The sequence below is a fragment of the Streptomyces sp. NPDC051738 genome (genome assembly GCF_044453205.1).
Lineage (GTDB): Bacteria > Actinomycetota > Actinomycetes > Streptomycetales > Streptomycetaceae > Streptomyces.
Genome location: NZ_JBITCM010000030.1, coordinates 25,342 through 44,017, shown reverse-complemented (window position 1 = coordinate 44,017; position 18,676 = coordinate 25,342). Strand labels below are relative to the sequence as shown.

General features: G+C 71.9%; 16 protein-coding genes. 13 read left to right on the top strand and 3 right to left on the bottom strand.

All coding sequences use genetic code 11. The annotated features are described in order from the left end of the window. Positions 1-7 precede the first annotated feature (7 nt). On the top strand, positions 8-328 hold the full coding sequence (locus ACIA8X_RS42895) for a DUF5955 family protein (RefSeq protein WP_093905618.1): 321 nt from the start codon (positions 8-10) through the stop codon (positions 326-328). A gap of 68 nt (positions 329-396) precedes the next feature. Here ACIA8X_RS42895 and ACIA8X_RS42890 read toward each other — a convergent pair whose 3' ends face one another. Next, positions 397-1,197: an IclR family transcriptional regulator gene (locus ACIA8X_RS42890; protein WP_399460575.1), complete on the bottom strand. Its 801-nt coding sequence runs from the start codon at positions 1,195-1,197 to the stop codon at positions 397-399. A 249-nt stretch (positions 1,198-1,446) separates the two neighbouring features. Here ACIA8X_RS42890 and allB point away from each other — a divergent pair, with 249 nt between their 5' ends. The 4 genes from allB (at position 1,447) to ACIA8X_RS42870 (ending at position 5,347) form a co-directional block, all read left to right on the top strand. After that, positions 1,447-2,787 (top strand): allantoinase AllB, encoded by a 1,341-nt coding sequence (gene allB, locus ACIA8X_RS42885; protein WP_399460574.1) that lies wholly within the window; start codon positions 1,447-1,449, stop codon positions 2,785-2,787. 50 nt (positions 2,788-2,837) lie between these two features. Continuing rightward, a complete protein-coding gene (alc, locus tag ACIA8X_RS42880) occupies positions 2,838-3,953 on the top strand; it encodes an allantoicase (protein WP_399460573.1) in 1,116 nt (371 codons plus the stop codon). A 225-nt stretch (positions 3,954-4,178) separates the two neighbouring features. Then, complete coding sequence (locus ACIA8X_RS42875) at positions 4,179-4,805, top strand: dihydrofolate reductase family protein (RefSeq protein ID WP_393459367.1); 627 nt, start codon at positions 4,179-4,181, stop codon at positions 4,803-4,805. A gap of 155 nt (positions 4,806-4,960) precedes the next feature. After that, a complete protein-coding gene (locus ACIA8X_RS42870) occupies positions 4,961-5,347 on the top strand; it encodes a ribonuclease domain-containing protein (protein ID WP_393459364.1) in 387 nt (128 codons plus the stop codon). A 61-nt stretch (positions 5,348-5,408) separates the two neighbouring features. Here the strand turns inward: ACIA8X_RS42870 and ACIA8X_RS42865 are convergent, their stop codons facing one another. Then, positions 5,409-5,609: a hypothetical protein gene (locus ACIA8X_RS42865; protein ID WP_393459361.1), complete on the bottom strand. Its 201-nt coding sequence runs from the start codon at positions 5,607-5,609 to the stop codon at positions 5,409-5,411. Positions 5,610-5,787: 178 nt separating this feature from the next. On the opposite strand from ACIA8X_RS42865, the gene ACIA8X_RS42860 reads away from it, so the two are divergent. The 3 genes from ACIA8X_RS42860 to ACIA8X_RS42850 all read left to right on the top strand — a co-directional run bounded on the left by ACIA8X_RS42860 (position 5,788) and on the right by ACIA8X_RS42850 (position 9,001). Then, on the top strand, positions 5,788-7,032 hold the full coding sequence (locus ACIA8X_RS42860; protein WP_399460572.1) for a sensor histidine kinase: 1,245 nt from the start codon (positions 5,788-5,790) through the stop codon (positions 7,030-7,032). Positions 7,033-7,093: 61 nt separating this feature from the next. Continuing rightward, positions 7,094-7,774: a response regulator gene (locus tag ACIA8X_RS42855; RefSeq protein WP_393459355.1), complete on the top strand. Its 681-nt coding sequence runs from the start codon at positions 7,094-7,096 to the stop codon at positions 7,772-7,774. A gap of 48 nt (positions 7,775-7,822) precedes the next feature. Further along, entirely contained in the window at positions 7,823-9,001 is a 1,179-nt protein-coding gene (locus ACIA8X_RS42850) for a cytochrome P450 (RefSeq protein WP_399460571.1), read from the top strand. 34 nt (positions 9,002-9,035) lie between these two features. Here the strand turns inward: ACIA8X_RS42850 and ACIA8X_RS42845 are convergent, their stop codons facing one another. Next, positions 9,036-10,058 carry a Gfo/Idh/MocA family oxidoreductase gene (locus tag ACIA8X_RS42845; protein ID WP_399460570.1) on the bottom strand — a complete coding sequence of 341 codons (1,023 nt, stop codon included), beginning with the start codon at positions 10,056-10,058 and terminating at the stop codon, positions 9,036-9,038. Between the two features lie 129 nt (positions 10,059-10,187). Here ACIA8X_RS42845 and ACIA8X_RS42840 point away from each other — a divergent pair, with 129 nt between their 5' ends. The 5 genes from ACIA8X_RS42840 to ACIA8X_RS42820 all read left to right on the top strand — a co-directional run bounded on the left by ACIA8X_RS42840 (position 10,188) and on the right by ACIA8X_RS42820 (position 18,671). Continuing rightward, on the top strand, positions 10,188-10,925 hold the full coding sequence (locus tag ACIA8X_RS42840; RefSeq protein WP_393459716.1) for a GntR family transcriptional regulator: 738 nt from the start codon (positions 10,188-10,190) through the stop codon (positions 10,923-10,925). A gap of 141 nt (positions 10,926-11,066) precedes the next feature. Next, a complete protein-coding gene (locus tag ACIA8X_RS42835; RefSeq protein ID WP_393459346.1) occupies positions 11,067-12,215 on the top strand; it encodes an ROK family glucokinase in 1,149 nt (382 codons plus the stop codon). Next, positions 12,212-12,793: a sugar kinase gene (locus ACIA8X_RS42830; RefSeq protein WP_393459343.1), complete on the top strand. Its 582-nt coding sequence runs from the start codon at positions 12,212-12,214 to the stop codon at positions 12,791-12,793. The genes ACIA8X_RS42835 and ACIA8X_RS42830 overlap by 4 nt, the downstream gene beginning before the upstream one ends. A gap of 110 nt (positions 12,794-12,903) precedes the next feature. Continuing rightward, complete coding sequence (locus ACIA8X_RS42825) at positions 12,904-15,753, top strand: SNF2-related protein (RefSeq protein ID WP_399460569.1); 2,850 nt, start codon at positions 12,904-12,906, stop codon at positions 15,751-15,753. 1,235 nt (positions 15,754-16,988) lie between these two features. Then, on the top strand, positions 16,989-18,671 hold the full coding sequence (locus ACIA8X_RS42820) for an SWIM zinc finger family protein (RefSeq protein WP_393459337.1): 1,683 nt from the start codon (positions 16,989-16,991) through the stop codon (positions 18,669-18,671). Positions 18,672-18,676: the final 5 nt, after the last annotated feature.

Here is an 18,676-nt window from a genome sequence, read left to right as displayed (position 1 = left end):
GAGTGCTGTGTTGCGGAGCTTGGGGCAGAGGTCGGTGACGGGCAGCGACGAGGACCTGAGGGTGGCGGAACTGCGGACGGCCGTGTCCCGTCTGCGCCGCGAACTCGCCGCGCACCCGGCCGAGTTCCCGGACCGGGGGATCGCCGAGGACGAACTCGCCGCGCTGGCCGCGATGACGACCCACGGGGTGCCGGAGATGCCGCGACTGCGCAGGTCGTTGCTGCTGATCGCGGGGGCGATCGGATCAGTGAGCGCGCTGTCGCGGGGTCTGTCGGATGTTCGTGACGCCGTGGATCTGTTCGGGGAGGCGCCCCGGGGGCGGGGCTAGGGCCGGCCGGTAGATGAGTTCAGGGCAGGCCCTGGTGGGCCTGCCCTGCCGTCATTTCCGGCTCCGCCTCATGACGTTTGGTTCTGACTGGCCAGCGCCTCCGACAGCTCCCCGGCCACCTGCTGGAGCACCGGCACGATCTTGTCCGTCGCCGCCTCGGTGACCCGCCCGGCCGGACCGGAGATGGAAATCGCCGCAGCGGTGGGGGAGTTGGGGACGGAGACGGCCAGGCAGCGGACGCCGATCTCCTGCTCGTTGTCGTCGACCGCGTAGCCGTGGTGCCGTACGTCCTCCAGGGCTGCGAGGAAGCCGTCCGGCGTGGTGATCGTCTTCTCCGTGGCGGCGGGCATGCCGGTGCGGGACAGCAGCGCGCGCACCTCCTCCGGCGGGAACCCGGCGAGCAGGGCCTTGCCGACGCCCGTGGAGTGCGGCAGCACGCGCCGGCCGACCTCGGTGAACATGCGCATCGAGTGCTTGGACGGCACCTGGGCGACGTACACGATCTCGTCTCCGTCGAGCAGGGCCATGTTCGCCGTCTCGCCGGTCTCCTCGACCAGCCGGGCGAGGTAGGGCCGGGCCCAGGTGCCGAGCAGCCGGGAGGCGGACTCGCCGAGGCGGATCAGGCGCGGGCCGAGGGCGTAGCGGCGGTTGGGCTGCTGGCGGACGTAGCCGCAGGCGACGAGCGTGCGCATGAGGCGGTGGATGGTGGGCAGCGGCAGCCCGCTGCTCGCGGAGAGCTCGCTCAGGCCGACCTCGCCTCCCGCGTCCGCCATCCGCTCGAGCAGGTCGAAGGCGCGCTCGAGGGACTGGACACCGCCACTGGCGTTGTTCCTGGCGGAGTCGGTGGTGCTGGCGCTGGACGACGGCACGGCACGTTCCTTTCGGGACCGGTGGAAGGCCAGAAGCCTACCCGTCGGTCGGTTGACTCCCCGCTTGTACGTAGCTACGTTCTGCGTGCTGGAATTCTAATTCCGCTTTGTGGAAACGTCCAGAGTGCAGGGGTTGGGTGCACTGTGGAGAAGTGTGCCCTTGACGGCGCGGAAACGGGAGTGAAGACTCCTTCAACAGAAAGTTGAATTCCGTTACGCGGAAGTAAACGGCGGCAGAGAGGGGTCCGGGTGTCCGACGCTGAACTGGTGCTGCGCTCGACGCGCGTCATCACACCCGAGGGGACGCGTGCCGCCTCGGTCGCGGTCGCCGGCGGAAAGATCACGGCCGTGCTGCCGTACGACGCCGAAGTCCCGTCCGGCGCCCGCCTGGAGGACCTCGGCGACGACGTCCTGCTGCCCGGCCTGGTCGACACGCACGTGCACGTCAACGATCCCGGCCGCACCGAGTGGGAGGGCTTCTGGACCGCCACGCGCGCCGCGGCGGCCGGCGGCATCACCACCCTCGTCGACATGCCGCTCAACTCCCTGCCGCCCACCACGACGGTCGACCACCTGCGTACCAAGCAGGACGTGGCCGCCGACAAGGCGCACATCGACGTCGGCTTCTGGGGCGGCGCCCTGCCCGACAACGTCAAGGACCTGCGCCCGCTGCACGAGTCCGGCGTCTTCGGCTTCAAGTCCTTCCTGTCGCCGTCCGGCGTGGACGAGTTCCCGCACCTGAACCAGGACCAACTCGCCCAGTCCCTGGCCGAGATCGCCTCCTTCGGCGGCCTGCTGATCGTGCACGCCGAGGACCCGCGCCACCTGGACGCCGCCCCGCAGCAGGGCGGCCCCAAGTACACCGACTTCCTGGCCTCGCGCCCGCGCGACGCCGAGGACACGGCCATCGCCCAGCTGATCGCCCAGGCGAAGCGCCTCCACGCGCGCGTGCACGTACTTCACCTGTCGTCGAGCGACGCGCTGCCGCTGATCGCCGAGGCCAAGCGGGAGGGCGTACGGATCACCGTCGAGACCTGCCCGCACTACCTGACCCTTACCGCCGAAGAAGTCCCGGACGGCGCCAGCGAGTTCAAGTGCTGCCCGCCGATCCGTGAGTCCGCCAACCAGGACCTCCTCTGGCAGGCGCTGGCCGACGGCACGATCGACTGCGTGGTGACCGACCACTCGCCCTCCACGGCAGACCTCAAGACCGACGACTTCGCGACCGCCTGGGGCGGCATCTCCGGCCTCCAGCTGAGCCTGGCGGCGGTGTGGACCGAGGCGCGCGAGCGCGGGCACGGCCTGGAGGACGTGGTCCGCTGGATGTCCGCGCGTACGGCACAGCTGGTGGGCCTCGACGACCGCAAGGGCGCCATCGAGGCGGGCCGCGACGCCGACTTCGCCGTCCTCGCGCCCGACGAGACGTTCACCGTGGACCCGGCCGCCCTCCAGCACCGCAACCGCGTGACGGCGTATGCGGGCAAGACCCTGTACGGCGTCGTGAAGTCGACCTGGCTGCGCGGCGAACGCATCGTCCAGGACGGCGAGTTCACCGAGCCGAAGGGGCGGCTGCTCACCCGCGACCACTGATACCGATCAACCCGCACCCGCAGCGGCCGACTCCCGAAAGGCACACTCAAGTGACGGCGATACCGAGCTTCACCGGCGACGCGAACCCCTACGGCGGCGGCGACCCGTACGCGGACTACCGCACCGCCGACTTCCCCTTCACCCAGTACGCCAACCTCGCCGACCGCCGGCTGGGCGCCGGTGTCATCGCCGCCAACGACGAGTTCTTCGCCCAGCGCGAGAACCTGCTGGTGCCCGAGCGTGCCGAGTTCGACCCCGAGCACTTCGGGCACAAGGGCAAGATCATGGACGGCTGGGAGACCCGGCGGCGCCGTGGTGCCTCCGCCGAGCACCCGTGGCCGACGGCCGAGGACCACGACTGGGCGCTGGTCCGGCTCGGGGCGCCCGGCGTGATCCGCGGGATCGTCGTCGACACGGCCCACTTCCGCGGCAACTACCCGCAGGCGGTATCGGTCGAGGGCACCTCGGTGCCGGGCTCTCCGTCGCCTCAGGAACTGCTCGCGGACGACGTGAAGTGGACGACGCTGGTGCCGCGCACGCCGGTCGGCGGCCATGCGGAGAATGGTTTCTCCATCGCCGTCGAACAGCGCTTCACCCACCTGAGGGTCAACCAGCACCCCGACGGTGGCATCGCGCGCCTGCGCGTCTACGGCGAGGTGGCCCCGGACCCGAAGTGGCTGGAGGTGCTGGGCACCTTCGACGTGGTCGCCCTGGAGAACGGCGGCCAGGCCGAGGACGCCTCCAACCTCTTCTACTCCCCGGCGTCGAACACCATCCAGCCGGGCCGCTCCCGCAAGATGGACGACGGCTGGGAGACGCGCCGCCGCCGGGACCAGGGCAACGACTGGATCCGCTACCGCCTGGTGTCCCAGTCCCACATCCGCGCGATCGAGATCGACACGGCGTACCTGAAGGGCAACAGCGCGGGCTGGGCGTCGGTGTCGGTAAAGGACGGCGAGTCGGGCGACTGGACGGAGATCCTCCCGCGCACCCGCCTCCAGCCCGACACCAACCACCGCTTCGTCCTGCCGACCCCCGCCGTCGGCACGCACGCGCGCGTGGACATCTTCCCCGACGGCGGCATCTCCCGACTGCGCCTGTTCGGCTCACTGACGGAGCAGGGCGCGGCGGGGCTGGCGGCGCGGCATCAGGAGCTGGGCGGCTGAGTCCGGGGGGCCTCGCTCCTCAAACGCTGGTCTCGGCATTTCTGCCCGTCCGGCGCTTGAGGATGAGGCCCTTTCGGGGCCGAAGCGGGGGTCTGGGGGCGGCAGCCCCCAGGAACGGCCCCCCCCATCCACCCGCACAGCAATCCCGCCCACCGATGAGTTGCGGGTGCCGACGGGGTCTGAGGTGATGACAACAGACCGCACCCCCGAAAAGAGGCACTCCTCATGGGCAAGCTCGTCTCCACCCTCTTCGTCACGCTCGACGGCGTCTACCAGGCACCCGGCGGCCGGGAGGAGGACACCCGCGGCGGCTTCGAGCACGGTGGCTGGGTCTTCCCGTACGCCGACGACGAATTCGGCCAGTTCATCAACGAGGTCTTCGGGCGCCCGGCCGCCTTCCTCCTCGGACGCCGTACGTACGACATCTTCGCGGGGTTCTGGCCGAAGGTGACCGACCCCGCCGACCCGGTCGCGTCCAAGCTGAACGCACTCCCGAAGTACGTCGCCTCCTCGACGCTGACGGACCCCGAGTGGGCCGGCACCACCGTGATCAGCGGCGATCTGGCCAAGGAGGTCACCGCCCTGAAGGAGCAGACCGACGGCGAACTCCAGGTCCACGGCAGCGGCGCCCTCGTCAGGTCCCTGCTGGCCCACGACCTCGTCGACACCCTCCATCTGCTGACGTTCCCGGTCGTGCTGGGCGCGGGCCACCGCCTGTTCGCGGAGGGCGCCGTACCCACCAAGTTCGAGCACACCGCAGGCCGCACGACGAGCACCGGCGTCGCCATCCACTCCTACGACCTGGCGGGACGCCCCGACTACGGCACTTTCGGGCTCCCCGAGAACGCGTGACGCCCGGCCGGCCGGCGTTCTCGCGCGACTCCTCATGGAGATCGGGTGAGGACGCCGGGGCGTACGTTAACTTCCCGAAAACTCATCGGACTTGCCGGGAAAATCTCCAGTGTTGTCATTGACATGCCACTGTCTACGCGCGTCATCATGAAGCCATGAGATTCCCCCCACGAATCACCCGCATCGGCGCCGCAGCCGCCGTTCTGTCCGCCCTCCTCGTCGGCGGCACCGTCGCCGCGACCCCGGCGGCCGCCGCGGTCGGCAGCATCTGCTACAGCGACCTGCCGTCGCAGGCCTACGACACGCTCGACCTGATCGAGCAGGGCGGCCCCTTCCCCTACTCGCAGGACGGCACCGTCTTCCAGAACCGGGAAGGCATCCTGCCCAGCCAGTCCTCCGGCTACTACCACGAGTACACCGTGATCACGCCGGGCTCCTCCACGCGCGGTGCGCGCCGCATCGTCACCGGTGAGGAGAACCAGGAGGACTACTACACGGCCGACCACTACGAGTCGTTCGACCTGATCAACTACAGCTGCTGAGCCCCCGAGATCACGGTCGACGCCGAGGAACGGCGCGATCGGCCGGAAGTCCGGTCCGTGTTCAGCCGGACTTCCGGCTCCCGGCGGCTGCGAACAGCGCGAACGCCAGCACGAGCAGGGCGACGCTCACGTAGATCTCGAAGCCGTCGAGGAAGCCGAGCCCCTGTACGAGACCCCAGTCCCAGTCGGTGAACTCGTTCACCAGGCCGGCGACGCCCTGCGCCAGGGCGATGACTCCGAGGATCTCCAGAAACTGCTTCATGCCATGACTCTCGCCCCGCGGACCCCCCACGCCAATCGGCCGCGGGGCGAGCCATGTCAGACGGAAGTCCACGTTCCGGGTGACTCGCCGCGACCAAGGTCTGCGGTGCCGCGACTTTGGTCGTTGATCGCGCCCGCGATGGCGCGCCGGGGCCCGGTGCTGCGTAGATTTGTCGACCGTGAGTGGTGAAAAGCAGGTGCCCGCACCGCAGGCGTTCGCGGGGCGGCGCTGGCTGCTGCCCTCGGCTCTGATCAAGGAGTTCGACCCGGACCCCGAGCGCTCCGGGCGGCCCCGGCGCACCGCCCGCGACTGGGTGGTCGACTTCACCTGCTTCCTGTTGGCCGTGTTCATCGGGCTGCTCGCCGCGGACACGATGAAGAGCGAGGACCTTCCGCCGGGCTACGCCGCCTTCGACCAGCTGGTGGGCGCGCTCTCCTGCGCCGCGGTGTGGCTGCGGCGACGTTGGCCGGTCGGATTCGCCGTCGCGATGGTCCCGCTCGCCCTCGTGTCGAGCACTGCGGGCGGCGCGAGCCTCATCGCCCTGTTCACCCTCGCCGTGCACCGGCCCTTCCGGTACGTGGCCTGGGTCGCCGGAACCTACGCGGTCCTGAACCCGGTGTACTTCCTGTACCGCCCCGAGCCCGACCTGTCGTACCCCTGGTCGGTCTTCCTGGCCTCGCTGCTGACCGTGGCGGTCGTCGGCTGGGGCATGCTCGCCCGGTCCAAACGGCAGCTCATGCTGAGCCTGCGCGACCGTGCCCGGCGCGCCGAGACGGAGGCCCGGCTGCGTGCCGAGCAGGCACAGCGGCTCGCCCGTGAGGCCATCGCCCGGGAGATGCACGACGTCCTCGCCCACCGGCTGACCCTGCTCAGCGTGCACGCGGGCGCGCTGGAGTTCCGGCCCGACGCGCCCCGCGAGGAGATCGCGCGGGCGGCCGGTGTCATCCGGGAGAGCGCCCACGAGGCCCTCCAGGACCTGCGGGAGATCATCGGCGTGCTGCGGGCGGGCGAGGCCGACGACGCTGGCCGACCGCAGCCGACCCTCGCGGCCTTGGAGGCGCTGGCCACCGAGTCCCGCGAGGCGGGCATGAAGGTCACCCTCGACCAGCGCGTCACCGACCCCGCGACCGTACCCGCCTCCGTCGGCCGCACCGCCTACCGCATCGCCCAGGAGGGCCTGACCAACGCCCGCAAGCACGCCCCCGGCACGGAGGTCACGGTGACGGTGACCGGCGCGTCGGGCGAGGGCCTGACCGTGGCGGTGCGCAACCCCGCACCCGAGGGCGAGGTGCCGCATGTGCCCGGCTCCGGGCAGGGCCTGATCGGCCTGACGGAACGGGCCACGCTGACGGGCGGCCGGCTGGAACACGGGCCGGCCGCGGACGGGGGGTTCGAGGTGCGGTCCTGGTTGCCGTGGGGGTGACGCCGGGCACTCCACACCGTCCGGCACCTCCACGCCGTACAACCGTGATTACGTAAGGCACATGACTGCGATCAGACTCCTCCTCGTCGATGACGACCCGTTGGTCAGGGCCGGCCTGTCCTTCATGCTGGGCGGTGCCGACGACATCGAGATCGTCGGCGAGGCGGCCGACGGTGCCGAGGTCGAGACACTGGTCGACCGTGTCCGCCCCGACGTGGTGCTGATGGACATCCGGATGCCGTCGGTCGACGGGCTCACGGCCACCGAGCGGCTGCGCGGCCGGAAGGACGCCCCGCAGGTCGTGCTGCTGACCACCTTCCACGCCGACGACCACGTGCTGCGCGCCCTGCGCGCCGGAGCCGCGGGGTTCGTGCTCAAGGACACCCCGCCCGCCGAGATCGTCGACGCCGTGCGCCGTGTCGCGGCCGGTGACCCGGTCCTGTCGCCCACCGTGACACGCCAGTTGATGGACCACGCGGCCGGCACCTCCGCCGACACGCGCCGCACGCGCGCGCGTGAGCGGCTCAGCGCGCTCAACGACCGTGAGCGCGAGGTCGCCGTCGCGGTGGGCCGGGGCCTGGCCAACGCCGAGATCGCCGTGGAGCTCTTCATGAGCGTCGCCACCGTCAAGACCCATGTCTCCCGCGTCCTGGCCAAGCTCGACCTCAACAACCGTGTGCAGATCGCCCTGTTGGCGTACGACGCGGGACTGCTGGAGGAACTGGAGGGCGACGGGCACTAGTCAGGGATCCCGTGCGTTGTCGGTGTGTCGGAGGGGGAGCGGAGCGCCATGACAGACGTGATCGACCTGGGGGAGTTCGGAGAGGGGTTCCGCGAGAACCCGCATCCGGTGTACGCGCGTTTACGGGAGCGGGGCCCGGTGCACCGCGTCCGGCTGCCCGACTGGCAGTCCGACGTGTGGCTCGTCGTCGGGCACGAGGAGGGACGCGCGGCGCTCGCCGACCAGCGGCTCTCGAAAGACGGCACCAAGATCGGCTTCAAGTCGCTCGAGGAGGAGCTGATCGGGAAGAACCTGCTGGCCACCGATCCGCCCCAGCACACCCGGCTGCGCGGACTCATCTCGCGTGCCTTCACCATGCGCCGCGTGGAGGAGCTGCGGCCGAGAATCCAGCGGATCACCGACGACCTGCTCGACGACATGCTGCCGCGGGGCCGCGCCGACCTCGTCGAGGCCCTCGCCTACCCGCTGCCGCTCACCGTCATCTGCGAACTGCTCGGCGTGCCCGAGTTGGACCGCGTGGAGTTCCGCAAGATGTCGACGGAGGCGATCGCACCCACCAGCCCGGGCAGTGAGGTCGACGCCTTCGTCGCCCTGGGCGCCTACTTCACCGACCTGATCGAGGACAAACGGTGCGCCGGGCCCAGCGGTGACCTGCTGAGCGACCTGATCCGCACCACGGCCGAGGACGGCGACCGGCTTTCCCCGGACGAACTGCGGGGCATGGCCTTCATCCTGCTGATCGCCGGGCACGAGACGACGGTCAACCTCATCACCAGTGGCGTGCACGCCCTGCTCACTCACCCCGGTCAACTCGCCGCCCTGCGCACCGACATGACCCTCCTTGACGGGGCGGTCGAGGAGATGCTGCGGCACGAAGGCCCGGTGGAGACGGCGACGTTCCGGTATGCCGCCGAGCCCCTGGAGATCGCCGGCGTCGCCATCGACAAGGGCGAACCGGTGCTGGTCGGCCTCACGGCGGCCAACCGGGACGCGAGCCGCTATGCCGCTCCCGACACCTTCGACATCCGCCGCGACACCCGAGGCCACGTCGCCTTCGGCCACGGCATCCACTACTGCCTGGGCGCACCCCTCGCCCGCCTGGAGGCCCGCACGGCGATACGGTCCCTGCTGGAGCGAGCTCCCGACCTGGCGCCGGACGGTCCGCCGGGGGAGTGGCTGCCGGGCATGCTGATCCGGGGGATGCGGAATCTACCGGTGTGCTGGTAGCGGGCCGGGCACCGTGGGTTTCCGAGTCCGGACGTCACAGCGCCGTCGCCTGGGCCCCGCCCGCGATCTCCCCGAGCGCGACCGGTCTTCGCTCCCGCCGCGACACCTCGCAGGCCTCCGCGATCCGCAGCGCCTGCAAGGCCTCCCGCCCGTCGCAGGGATTGGCCCGCTCCCCGCGCACCACCTCCACGAACGCGTTCAGCTCCGCCTCGTACGCCGGCCCGAACCGCTCCAGGAACCCCGACCACGGCTTGTCCGCCGCGGGCGGCCCGGTCGGCTCGGTGGACGCGATGGGCGTACGGTCGTCCAGGCCGACCACGATCTGGTCCAACTCCCCGGCCAGCTCCATGCGCACGTCGTACCCGGCACCGTTCAGCCGCGTCGCCGTCGCCGTGGCCAGCGTGCCGCCGTCCAGTGTGAGCACCGCCGCCGCCGTGTCGACGTCACCGGCCTCACGGAACATCACGGGACCGGCGTCCGACCCGGCCGCGTACACGTCGACAACCTCGCGTCCGGTCACCCAGCGCAGCACGTCGAAGTCGTGGATCAGCGTGTCCCGGTACAGCCCGCCGGACAGCGGCAGCCACGACGCCGACGGCGGCGCCTGGTCGCTGGTCAGCGCCCGCACGGTGTGCAACCGCCCGAGCCGCCCGGACCGCACCGCGTCGCGCGCGCCCGCGTACCCCGGGTCGAAGCGGCGCTGGAAACCCATCTGGAGAATCGTCCCGGCCGTCTCCACCTCCCCGATCGCCTGCAAGGAGCCCGGCAGGTCGAGCGCTATGGGTTTCTCGCAGAACACCGGAAGCCCCGCCCGCGCGGCCCGACCGATCAGTTCGGCATGGGCCGACGTCGCCGTGGTGATCACCACCGCGTCCACGCCCCACCTGAAGATCTCGTCCATCCCGGGCGCCGCCGTCTCGCCCAGCCGGTGCGCCAGCGCCTGGGCCCGCGTGGCGTCCGCGTCCGTGAGGATCAGCGAGCCGACGTCGCGGTGCCGGCTGAGCGTGTTGGCGTGGATCGTGCCGATGCGGCCCGTACCGATGACCCCGATGCGCATGGAAACAAAGTGCGGGTTCAGTGCGTACGCTGTCAATGCATATGTCAGGACAATCGAACTACACTACTTCCCGTCAACAACGCGTAGAGCTACGCTCGGCCCGTGCCGAAACCAGAAGTGGACCCGACCGTGGAACTCGAGCTCAGTGTGGACCGGAGCAGTCCGGTGCCGTTGTACTTCCAGCTGTCCCAGCAGCTTGAGGCCGCGATCGAGCACGGAGCGCTCACCCCCGGCAGCCTGCTGGGCAACGAGATCGAACTCGCCGCACGCCTCGGCCTGTCCCGGCCGACCGTTCGCCAGGCCATCCAGTCGCTCGTCGACAAGGGGCTGCTGGTGCGCCGCCGAGGCGTCGGGACGCAGGTCGTGCACAGCCAGGTCAAGCGACCGCTGGAGCTCAGCAGCCTCTACGACGACCTGGAGTCGGCCGGCCAGCGCCCGGCGACCAAGGTGATCGTCAACACAGTCGTCCCGGCCTCCGCCGAGGTCGCGGCGGCGCTCGGGGTGGCCGAGGACAGCGACGTCCACCGCATCGAGCGGCTGCGCCTCGCGCACGGCGAGCCGATGGCCTACCTGTGCAACTACCTGCCGCCCGCCCTGATCGACCTGGACACCGCGCAGTTGGAGGCCACCGGCCTCTACCGTCTGATGCGCACCGCCGGGATCACCCTGCACAGCGCCCGCCAGACCATCGGCGCCCGCGCCGCCACCGCCGCCGAGGCCGAACGCCTCGCGGAGGAGGAGGGTGCCCCGCTGCTCACCATGCAGCGCGTGACGTTCGACGACACGGGCCGAGCGGTCGAGTACGGCACTCACACCTACCGTCCGAGCCGGTACTCGTTCGAGTTCCAGCTGCTCGTACGGCCATGAGCGCCACCGTCGTACGGTCCTGACCGGAGAGCGACCGGTGTACCCGGCTGGTCGCAATGTCCGGACAAAGTGCTGTGACCTGTGCCCCCCTTTCCCGCCCCGTTCGGCACCCAGCGTGAGCGTGCGGCAGAATCGGGCCTGATGAGCACCTACCGCGACTTCACCGCCCCCATCGGCTCCCGCCGAGCCCCCGTGCTCCGAACGGTCGGTTCCCGGGAGCGCAGGTCACACCTGACCGCACCCCGCGTTCCGACGGTCGGTATCGACATCGGCGGCACGAAGGTGATGGCGGGCGTCGTTGACGCCGACGGCAACATCCTGGAGAAGCTCCGCACGGAGACCCCGGACAAGTCCAAGAGCCCGAAGGTCGTCGAGGACACGATCGTCGAGCTGGTCCTGGACCTGTCCGACCGCCACGATGTGCACGCCGTCGGCATCGGCGCGGCCGGCTGGGTCGACGCCGAACGCAACCGCGTGCTGTTCGCACCGCACCTGTCCTGGCGCAACGAACCCCTCAGGGACCGCCTCGCCGGCCGCCTCGCCGTGCCCGTCCTGGTCGACAACGACGCCAACTCCGCCGCCTGGGCCGAGTGGCGCTTCGGCGCCGGCCGGGGCGAGGACCACCTCGTCATGATCACGCTGGGCACCGGCATCGGCGGCGCGATCCTGGAGGACGGACAGGTCAAGCGCGGCAAGTACGGCGTCGCCGGCGAGTTCGGCCATATGCAGGTCGTGCCCGGTGGGCACCGCTGCGCGTGCGGCAACCGTGGCTGCTGGGAGCAGTACAGCTCCGGCAACGCGCTGGTTCGGGAGGCGAAGGAGCTGGCCGCCGCCGACTCTCCGGTGGCGTACGGGATCATCGAGCACGTCAAGGGCCAGATCGGCGACATCACCGGCCCGATGATCACCGAGCTGGCCCGCGACGGCGACGCCATGTGCATCGAGCTGCTGCAGGACATCGGCCAGTGGCTCGGCGTCGGCATCGCCAACCTCGCGGCGGCCCTTGACCCGTCCTGCTTCGTCATCGGCGGTGGCGTCTCGGCCGCCGACGACCTCCTGATCGGCCCCGCGCGGGACGCCTTCAAGCGCCACCTCACCGGCCGCGGCTACCGCCCCGAAGCCCGCATCACGCGCGCGCAGCTCGGCCCCGAGGCCGGCATGGTCGGCGCCGCGGACCTGGCCCGCCTGGTCGCCCGCCGCTTCCGCCGCGCCAACCGGCGCCGGGTCGAGCGCTACGAGCGCTACGCGCGGTTCGCGGAGGCCCGCCGGTCGTCGCAGGGGTCGGCGTGACCGTGACCGTACCCCGCCAGGCAGACTCCCCGGACGAGCCGCAGCAGCCGGCCGAGGACCGCCGCCACATGATCCGGCGCAGGGCGCTCACCCTGCTCATTATCGTGCTGCTCATCGGCGTGCCCGCCGGCTATCTGGTGATCTCCGCCAACCAGAGCCGCGACAGCGGCAAGGACAAGGAGGCGAAGTACTCGGCGACCGGCCTCACCGAGGGCTGGCCCTCCAGGGTCCAACGCCGCATCTACCAGGTGACGATCCCGGTTCCGTCGTACAAGGTCGCGTACTACGAGACCAACAACTGGCGGACCAGCCGTCTGTACGTCCAGTTCGAGACGAACTCCGGCAACCTCGACGCCTACCTGAAGACCATGGGCCTCGACCGGGACGATCTCAAGCCGGACGACATCTCCATCAGCGCCCGTGACCAGAAGATCACCGGCTGGGACTTCAAGGGCCCCGGTCCGTGGTACGGCCTCATCCGCGAGCAGAAGAACCCGCATCCCACGCAGGACCTCGTCGTGAACATGTCCGACCCGGACCATCCGTTCGTGTACGTCGTCTCGCGCACGGTTCCTTGATCACGCCGTGAGCCGCCCGGCCCGAGCAGGTCGCCGGGGCCGATTGTCAGACCCCGCCCGTAGAGTCGAAGACGATTGATCCGACTCATGGGCGGGAGGTGACAGGACGTATGAGCGACAGGGTCGCGCACAGCGGCGGTACCGCGGTGGCCGAGCGTGCGGGGGAGACCGTCCCCGTCCGACTCGCGGCCGTCTTCCTGCCCGCGCCCCTCCCGCGCGAGGGGCGGATGGCCTTCTGGGACCCCGAGGGCGGCCCGCTGCCCGGTGTGGACACGGAACTCACTGTCGTACGACGTCATGGAGCCGGAGTCCGCCGCAGGCCCACCCCCGCGCTGTCGTTGCCGCTCGGCGAGGCGCTGCCGCTGCTCGTGGGCGCCCGGCGCGACCCGGCCGCCCACCCCGCCACCGCCTGCTGGGGCGCGGCCGCGCTGCACGCCCTGCGCCTCACCGCGCGGGGCCGGCTGCTGCCCGGCCTGACCCCGGCCGGCCACGACGCCTGGCGGGCCGGCCCGCTCGACCCGGACGACATCGCGCACCTGCGGGCGATCGCCGCGGCCCTGCCGTATGAAGGGCATGCGGTCCCCCTGACCGGTCCGGGCCCGCTGCGGCTGCCCGAGCCGGAGGCGCTGATGCGCTCCTTCCTGGACGCGGTGGCGGACACCCTGCCCCGCACCCCCGCCGCCCCGCACGCCTCCGGGAGGCCCTTCGCCGCGCGCGAGGCCCAGCGCCTGCCCGACGCGCACGAGTGGGCGGCCGAGGTCGCCGCGGGCATGGACGCGGGCGTGCGGATCTCGCTGCGCCTGGACCTGTCGGCCTACGACCTCTTCGACGACAGCGGGGAGGGCGGGGACGGCGTGCGCAGCGCGGGCGCGGCGATCGTCCAGGTGCACAGCCTCGCCGACCCCACCCTGGTGGCCGACGCCGCCGCCCTGTGGTCCGGCGAGGCGGACGCGGCGTTCGGGCCACGCGCGCGGGTGGACGCGGCGCTGGCGGTGCGGCGCGCGGCCCGGGTGTGGGCACCGCTCGACCGGCTGTCCGAGCACGACGCGCCCGACGTACTGGCCCTGTCCGACGAGGAGTTGGGCGATCTTTTGGGCGTGGCGGCGACCCGGCTCGCCGCGGCCGGGGTGGCGGTGCACTGGCCCCGGGACCTGGCGCAGGACCTGAGCGCGGCGGCGGTCGTACGACCGGCACCGGGCTCGGCGACCGACGGCACCGGCTTCTTCGAGAGCGAGGAACTGCTCCAGTTCCGCTGGCAGTTGGCGATCGGCGGCGACCCGCTCACCGAGGCCGAGATGGACGCGCTCGCCGAGGGGCACCGCCCGGTCGTCCGGCTGCGGGACCGCTGGGTGCTCGTCGACCCCGGCCTCGTCCGCAAGGCCCGCAAGCGCGAACTGGGCCTGCTCGACCCGGTCGACGCGCTCTCCGTAGCCCTCACCGGCAGCGCGGAGGTCGACGGCGAGACGGTCGAGGCAGTACCGGTCGGCGCCCTGGCCGCCCTGCGCGACCGCCTGACGGCAGGGGTACGACCGGCCGAACCGCCGCCCGACCTGCGGGCGACGTTGCGGGACTACCAACTCCGGGGCCTGGCCTGGCTGGACCTCATGACGTCCTTGGGGCTCGGCGGCTGCCTGGCCGACGACATGGGACTGGGAAAGACGATCACGGTCATCGCGCTGCACCTGAAGCGCGCCCGCACGGCCCCGACCCTGGTGGTCTGCCCGGCCTCGCTGCTCGGCAACTGGCAACGGGAGATCACCCGTTTCGCGCCCGGCGTCCCCGTCCGCCGCTTCCACGGCCCCGACCGCACCCTGGAGGACCTGGACGGCGGCTTCGTCCTCACGACGTACGGCACCATGCGGTCGACGGCACCGACCCTGGCCCAGCACGACTGGGGCATGCTCGTCGCCGACGAGGCACAGCACGTCAAGAACCCGTACTCGGCGACGGCGAAGGCCCTGCGCACCATCCCGACACCCGCGCGCGTGGCGTTGACCGGCACCCCGGTCGAGAACAACCTCTCCGAACTGTGGGCCCTGCTCGACTGGACGACACCGGGCCTGCTCGGCCCCCTCAAGTCCTTCCGCGCCCGGCACGCGCGCGCGGTCGAGAACGGCGAGGACGAGGAGGCGGTGACCCGGCTGGCCTCCCTGGTCCGCCCCTTCCTCCTGCGCCGCAAGAAGTCCGACCCCGGCATCGTCCCCGAGCTGCCGCCCAAGACGGAGACGGACCACCCGGTCCCGCTCACCCGTGAACAGGCCGCGCTCTACGAGGCGGTGGTGCGTGAGTCGATGCTCGCCATCGAGACGGCGGAGGGGATGGGGCGCCGGGGGCTGGTCCTGAAGCTCCTCACCTCGCTCAAGCAGATCTGCGACCACCCTGCGCTCTACCTGAAGGAGGAGACAGCGACGCCGACCGAGCGACTGGCCGCCCGCTCCGGCAAGTTGACGCTGCTGGACGAACTGCTGGACACGGTGCTGTCCGAGGACGGCTCGGCGTTGGTGTTCACGCAGTACGTGGGGATGGCCCGGCTGATCGCCTCCCACCTGGCCGCCAGGGCGGTCCCGGTGGAGCTGCTCCATGGCGGCACACCTGTTCCGGACCGCGAACGGATGGTGGACCGCTTCCAGAGCGGCGCGACGCCGGTCCTGGTCCTGTCCCTGAAGGCGGCGGGCACCGGCCTGAACCTGACCCGCGCGGGCCATGTCGTCCACTTCGACCGCTGGTGGAACCCGGCCGTCGAGGAACAGGCCACCGACCGCGCCTACCGCATCGGCCAGACCCAGCCCGTCCAGGTCCACCGCCTCATCACCGAGGGCACGGTCGAGGACCGCATCGCGGAGATGCTCGAATCCAAGCGGGCACTGGCCGACGCGATCCTAGGCTCCGGCGAGTCCGCCCTCACGGAACTGACGGCTCGCGAGCTGTCCGACCTGGTGTCGCTGCGGAGGGAGTCATGAGCGGGGTGGGGGAGTGGGGGAGTTCGGGCGGTGGGGAGGCGGAGAACGCGGGGAAGGCGGGGAAGGTGGGGAGTTCGGTCGGTGGGGAGGTGGAGCACGCGGGGAGTGCGGAGAGTGCGGAGAGTGCGGAGAGCGCAGAGAACGTGGAGATGTCCGCCGACGAGCGGCCCACGGGTTCCGAGCCGACCACGGACGAGCCGAACCGACAGAGGGACCCCGAGCCCCGACCGGCCGACGCGGCACGCCGGGCGCTGCGGGCTGCGCGGGAGCGGCGGGAGGGGGCGCCGGGGAGGAGTGTGGGGCAGGGGCAGGGGCAGGGGCAGGGGCTTGGGCTTGGGGCGGTGCCGGGGGAGTCGGCGGCTCGGGAGTCGGTGCAGGGGGAGGCTGGGAGGCGGGGCTCGGGGGTAGCGGGTTTCGCGCGGCGGGGTTCGGCGGCGGGGGCGGCTGCGGGGGATGTTGCGGGGCAGGGCTCGGAGTCGCGGGATGTTGCAGATCAGGGCTCGGCGTCGGGGGAAGCCATGGGTCCTGGCTCGACGTCGGGGGTGGCGAGTGCCGTAGGGCGGGGCGAGGCGTCGGCGAATTCGGCAGGGCAGGGTGCAGCGTCGGCGGCATCCGAGGGGCTCGATGTGGGGGAGCGGCCGGCTGTCGGAGGGGAGTCCGTGCGGGAGAGGCACGACCACCCCGCAGCCCCCGCAGCCCGGCCGGGTGATGCGGCGCGTGCGGCGTTGCGGCGTGCGGTATCTCTTCCCTCCGGTGCGAGTGCGAGGCGGGCCGGTGCCGCCGGGGGAACTTCGGTGGAGGCGTCCGACGCCGCGTCCGGCGGAGGAGGGGAACGTCCCGTTGCGGATGCGGATACCTATGCGGACCGGGGTGGTTCCGCCGGGGGATCCCCGCCGGAGGCGTCCGACGCCGCGTCCGGCGGAAGACGGGCACGTCCCGTTGCGGATACGGACGCGGACCGAGCCGGTGCCGCCGAGGCATCCCCGACACAGGCGTCCGACCCCGCGGCCCGCCGAGAAGAGGCACGTCCCGCGGATGTCGCCCGTGAAGCGCTGCGCGCCGCCCTCAGGGAGAGGCGGCTGGCTCAGGCGGACGCGGCTGACAAGGGAACCGAGGACACGCGCCGGTCGCGCCGAACCGCACCGACCGGTTCCGAGGGCCGACGAGGCGAGGGCGACGGCGCAGAGGGCCGACGTTTCCGTGATGTACGGAGCCTGCTGGCCGGCGCCTTCCAGATGCCGCCTTTGGACTCACCCCGCGATGACTCGGCGACGCCCGAACCGTCCGCGCAGCGGCGGAACCAGCCGGCGAGCCCCACCTCGGCCACGCCCTCAACTCCGGCCCCCACCATACCTTCCTCGGAGAGCACCGCACCCCTGCCGCCCACCGATCGACGCGCACCCAAGGGAGAGCCACCCACAACGCACTCGGCGCGCGCCAGTAACGAACCCTCACCTATTCCGGCCGATCCTTCCGCACCCACCACCAACCCCCGAAGTGATTCCTCGGCCGCACCTGCAGCATCCGCCGAGCACTCCGCTCGCACAGAACCCTTCGCTTCCGCAGCGCCCCCCGCACCCCACACATCCCCCGAACTCGCCACTCCCGTCGAACCCGCCACTCCCGCCACCCCCCAGGTCCCCCGCTCCATGGCCGCCCCCGGCCGCGACGGTGAACTCCGCCGTACCTTCCCCGCCTTCGCACCCCGCCCCTCCGACGACGACGCTCGCTTCGCCGAGACCTGGTGGGGCAACGCCTGGGTGACCGCTCTGGAAGAGGGCGCCCTCGATCCCAAGCGGCTTACCCGCGGACGCGGTTACGCGGAGCAGGGGCATGTCGACGCCATCACCGTGACGCCGGGGCTTGTGCTGGCGTACGTGCGGGGCAGTCGGCCGCGGCCGTACCGCGTGCAGGTGCGGCTGCGGACGCTCGACGACGCCGACTGGGCGCGGTTCCTGGACGCCGCGGCCGACAGGCCGGGACATATCGCCGCGTTGCTCGACAAGGAGATGCCCCAGTCCCTCGCCGAGTGCGGTGTACCACTGCTGCCGGGCCCCGGCGACCTCGATCCGCACTGCAGTTGCCCCGACCGCGGTCACCCCTGTAAGCACGCCGCCGCCCTCTGCTACCAGACCGCACGCCTGCTGGACGCCGACCCCTTCGTACTGCTCCTGCTGCGCGGCCGAGGCGAACGCGGGCTGCTCGACGCCCTCTCCCGTCGCAACGCCGCCCGTGCGGCCCGTGCCGCCCAGGAACGGGAACCTGCGCCCCTCCCGGGCGTGCGGGCCACCGACGCCCTCGCGTCGGACCGCCAACTCCTACCCCTGCCGGTCCCGTTGCCCGTACCCGCACACCCGGAGCAGCCCCCGGTCTACCCGGCGGCACCCGGTGGCCCGGACCCCTTCGCGCTGGACCAGCTGGCGACGGACGCGGCCGCCCGCGCCCACGCCTTGCTGAGCACCGGGCGCGATCCGGTCGCCGAGGTGACCCTGTGGCAGGACGCGGTACGGCTCGCCGCCGCCCGCCCCGGTTCCGGCCTCACCGCCGCCACCCGTGCCCTGTACTCCTCACTCGCCTCCGCCGCCGACCGCACCACGGCCGATCTGGCCCGCGCGGTCGCCGCATGGCGCCAGGGCGGCCTGGAGGGTCTCGCCGTACTCGAAGAGCCCTGGGACCCACCCGCCGGCCGCTTCGACCGGGCCCGCCCCCTCCTCCTCGCCGCCGACCTCCCGGCCTTCCGCCCCTGGCGCAACCGCCTCACCCACCCCCGCGGCCATCTGCAGCTCCGCCTCGGCCGCGACGGCGTCTGGTACCCGTACGAGTCGGAACCGGGCCGCGACGACTGGTGGCCCCGAGGCACCCCCGACCTCGACCCGGTCGGCGCCCTGACCGGCCTGGGCACCTCGCCGGAAGACTGACAAGG

Coding starts and splice junctions, on each gene's coding strand:
- ACIA8X_RS42870 (WP_393459364.1), top strand. CDS start 4,961: ATGAGATTCCCCCCACGAATCACCCGCATCGGCGCCGCAGCCGCCGTT.
- ACIA8X_RS42865 (WP_393459361.1), bottom strand. CDS start 5,609: ATGAAGCAGTTTCTGGAGATCCTCGGAGTCATCGCCCTGGCGCAGGGC.
- ACIA8X_RS42850 (WP_399460571.1), top strand. CDS start 7,823: ATGACAGACGTGATCGACCTGGGGGAGTTCGGAGAGGGGTTCCGCGAG.
- ACIA8X_RS42825 (WP_399460569.1), top strand. CDS start 12,904: ATGAGCGACAGGGTCGCGCACAGCGGCGGTACCGCGGTGGCCGAGCGT.
- ACIA8X_RS42820 (WP_393459337.1), top strand. CDS start 16,989: ATGCCGCCTTTGGACTCACCCCGCGATGACTCGGCGACGCCCGAACCG.
- ACIA8X_RS42875 (WP_393459367.1), top strand. CDS start 4,179: ATGGGCAAGCTCGTCTCCACCCTCTTCGTCACGCTCGACGGCGTCTAC.
- ACIA8X_RS42845 (WP_399460570.1), bottom strand. CDS start 10,058: ATGCGCATCGGGGTCATCGGTACGGGCCGCATCGGCACGATCCACGCC.
- ACIA8X_RS42855 (WP_393459355.1), top strand. CDS start 7,094: ATGACTGCGATCAGACTCCTCCTCGTCGATGACGACCCGTTGGTCAGG.
- ACIA8X_RS42835 (WP_393459346.1), top strand. CDS start 11,067: ATGAGCACCTACCGCGACTTCACCGCCCCCATCGGCTCCCGCCGAGCC.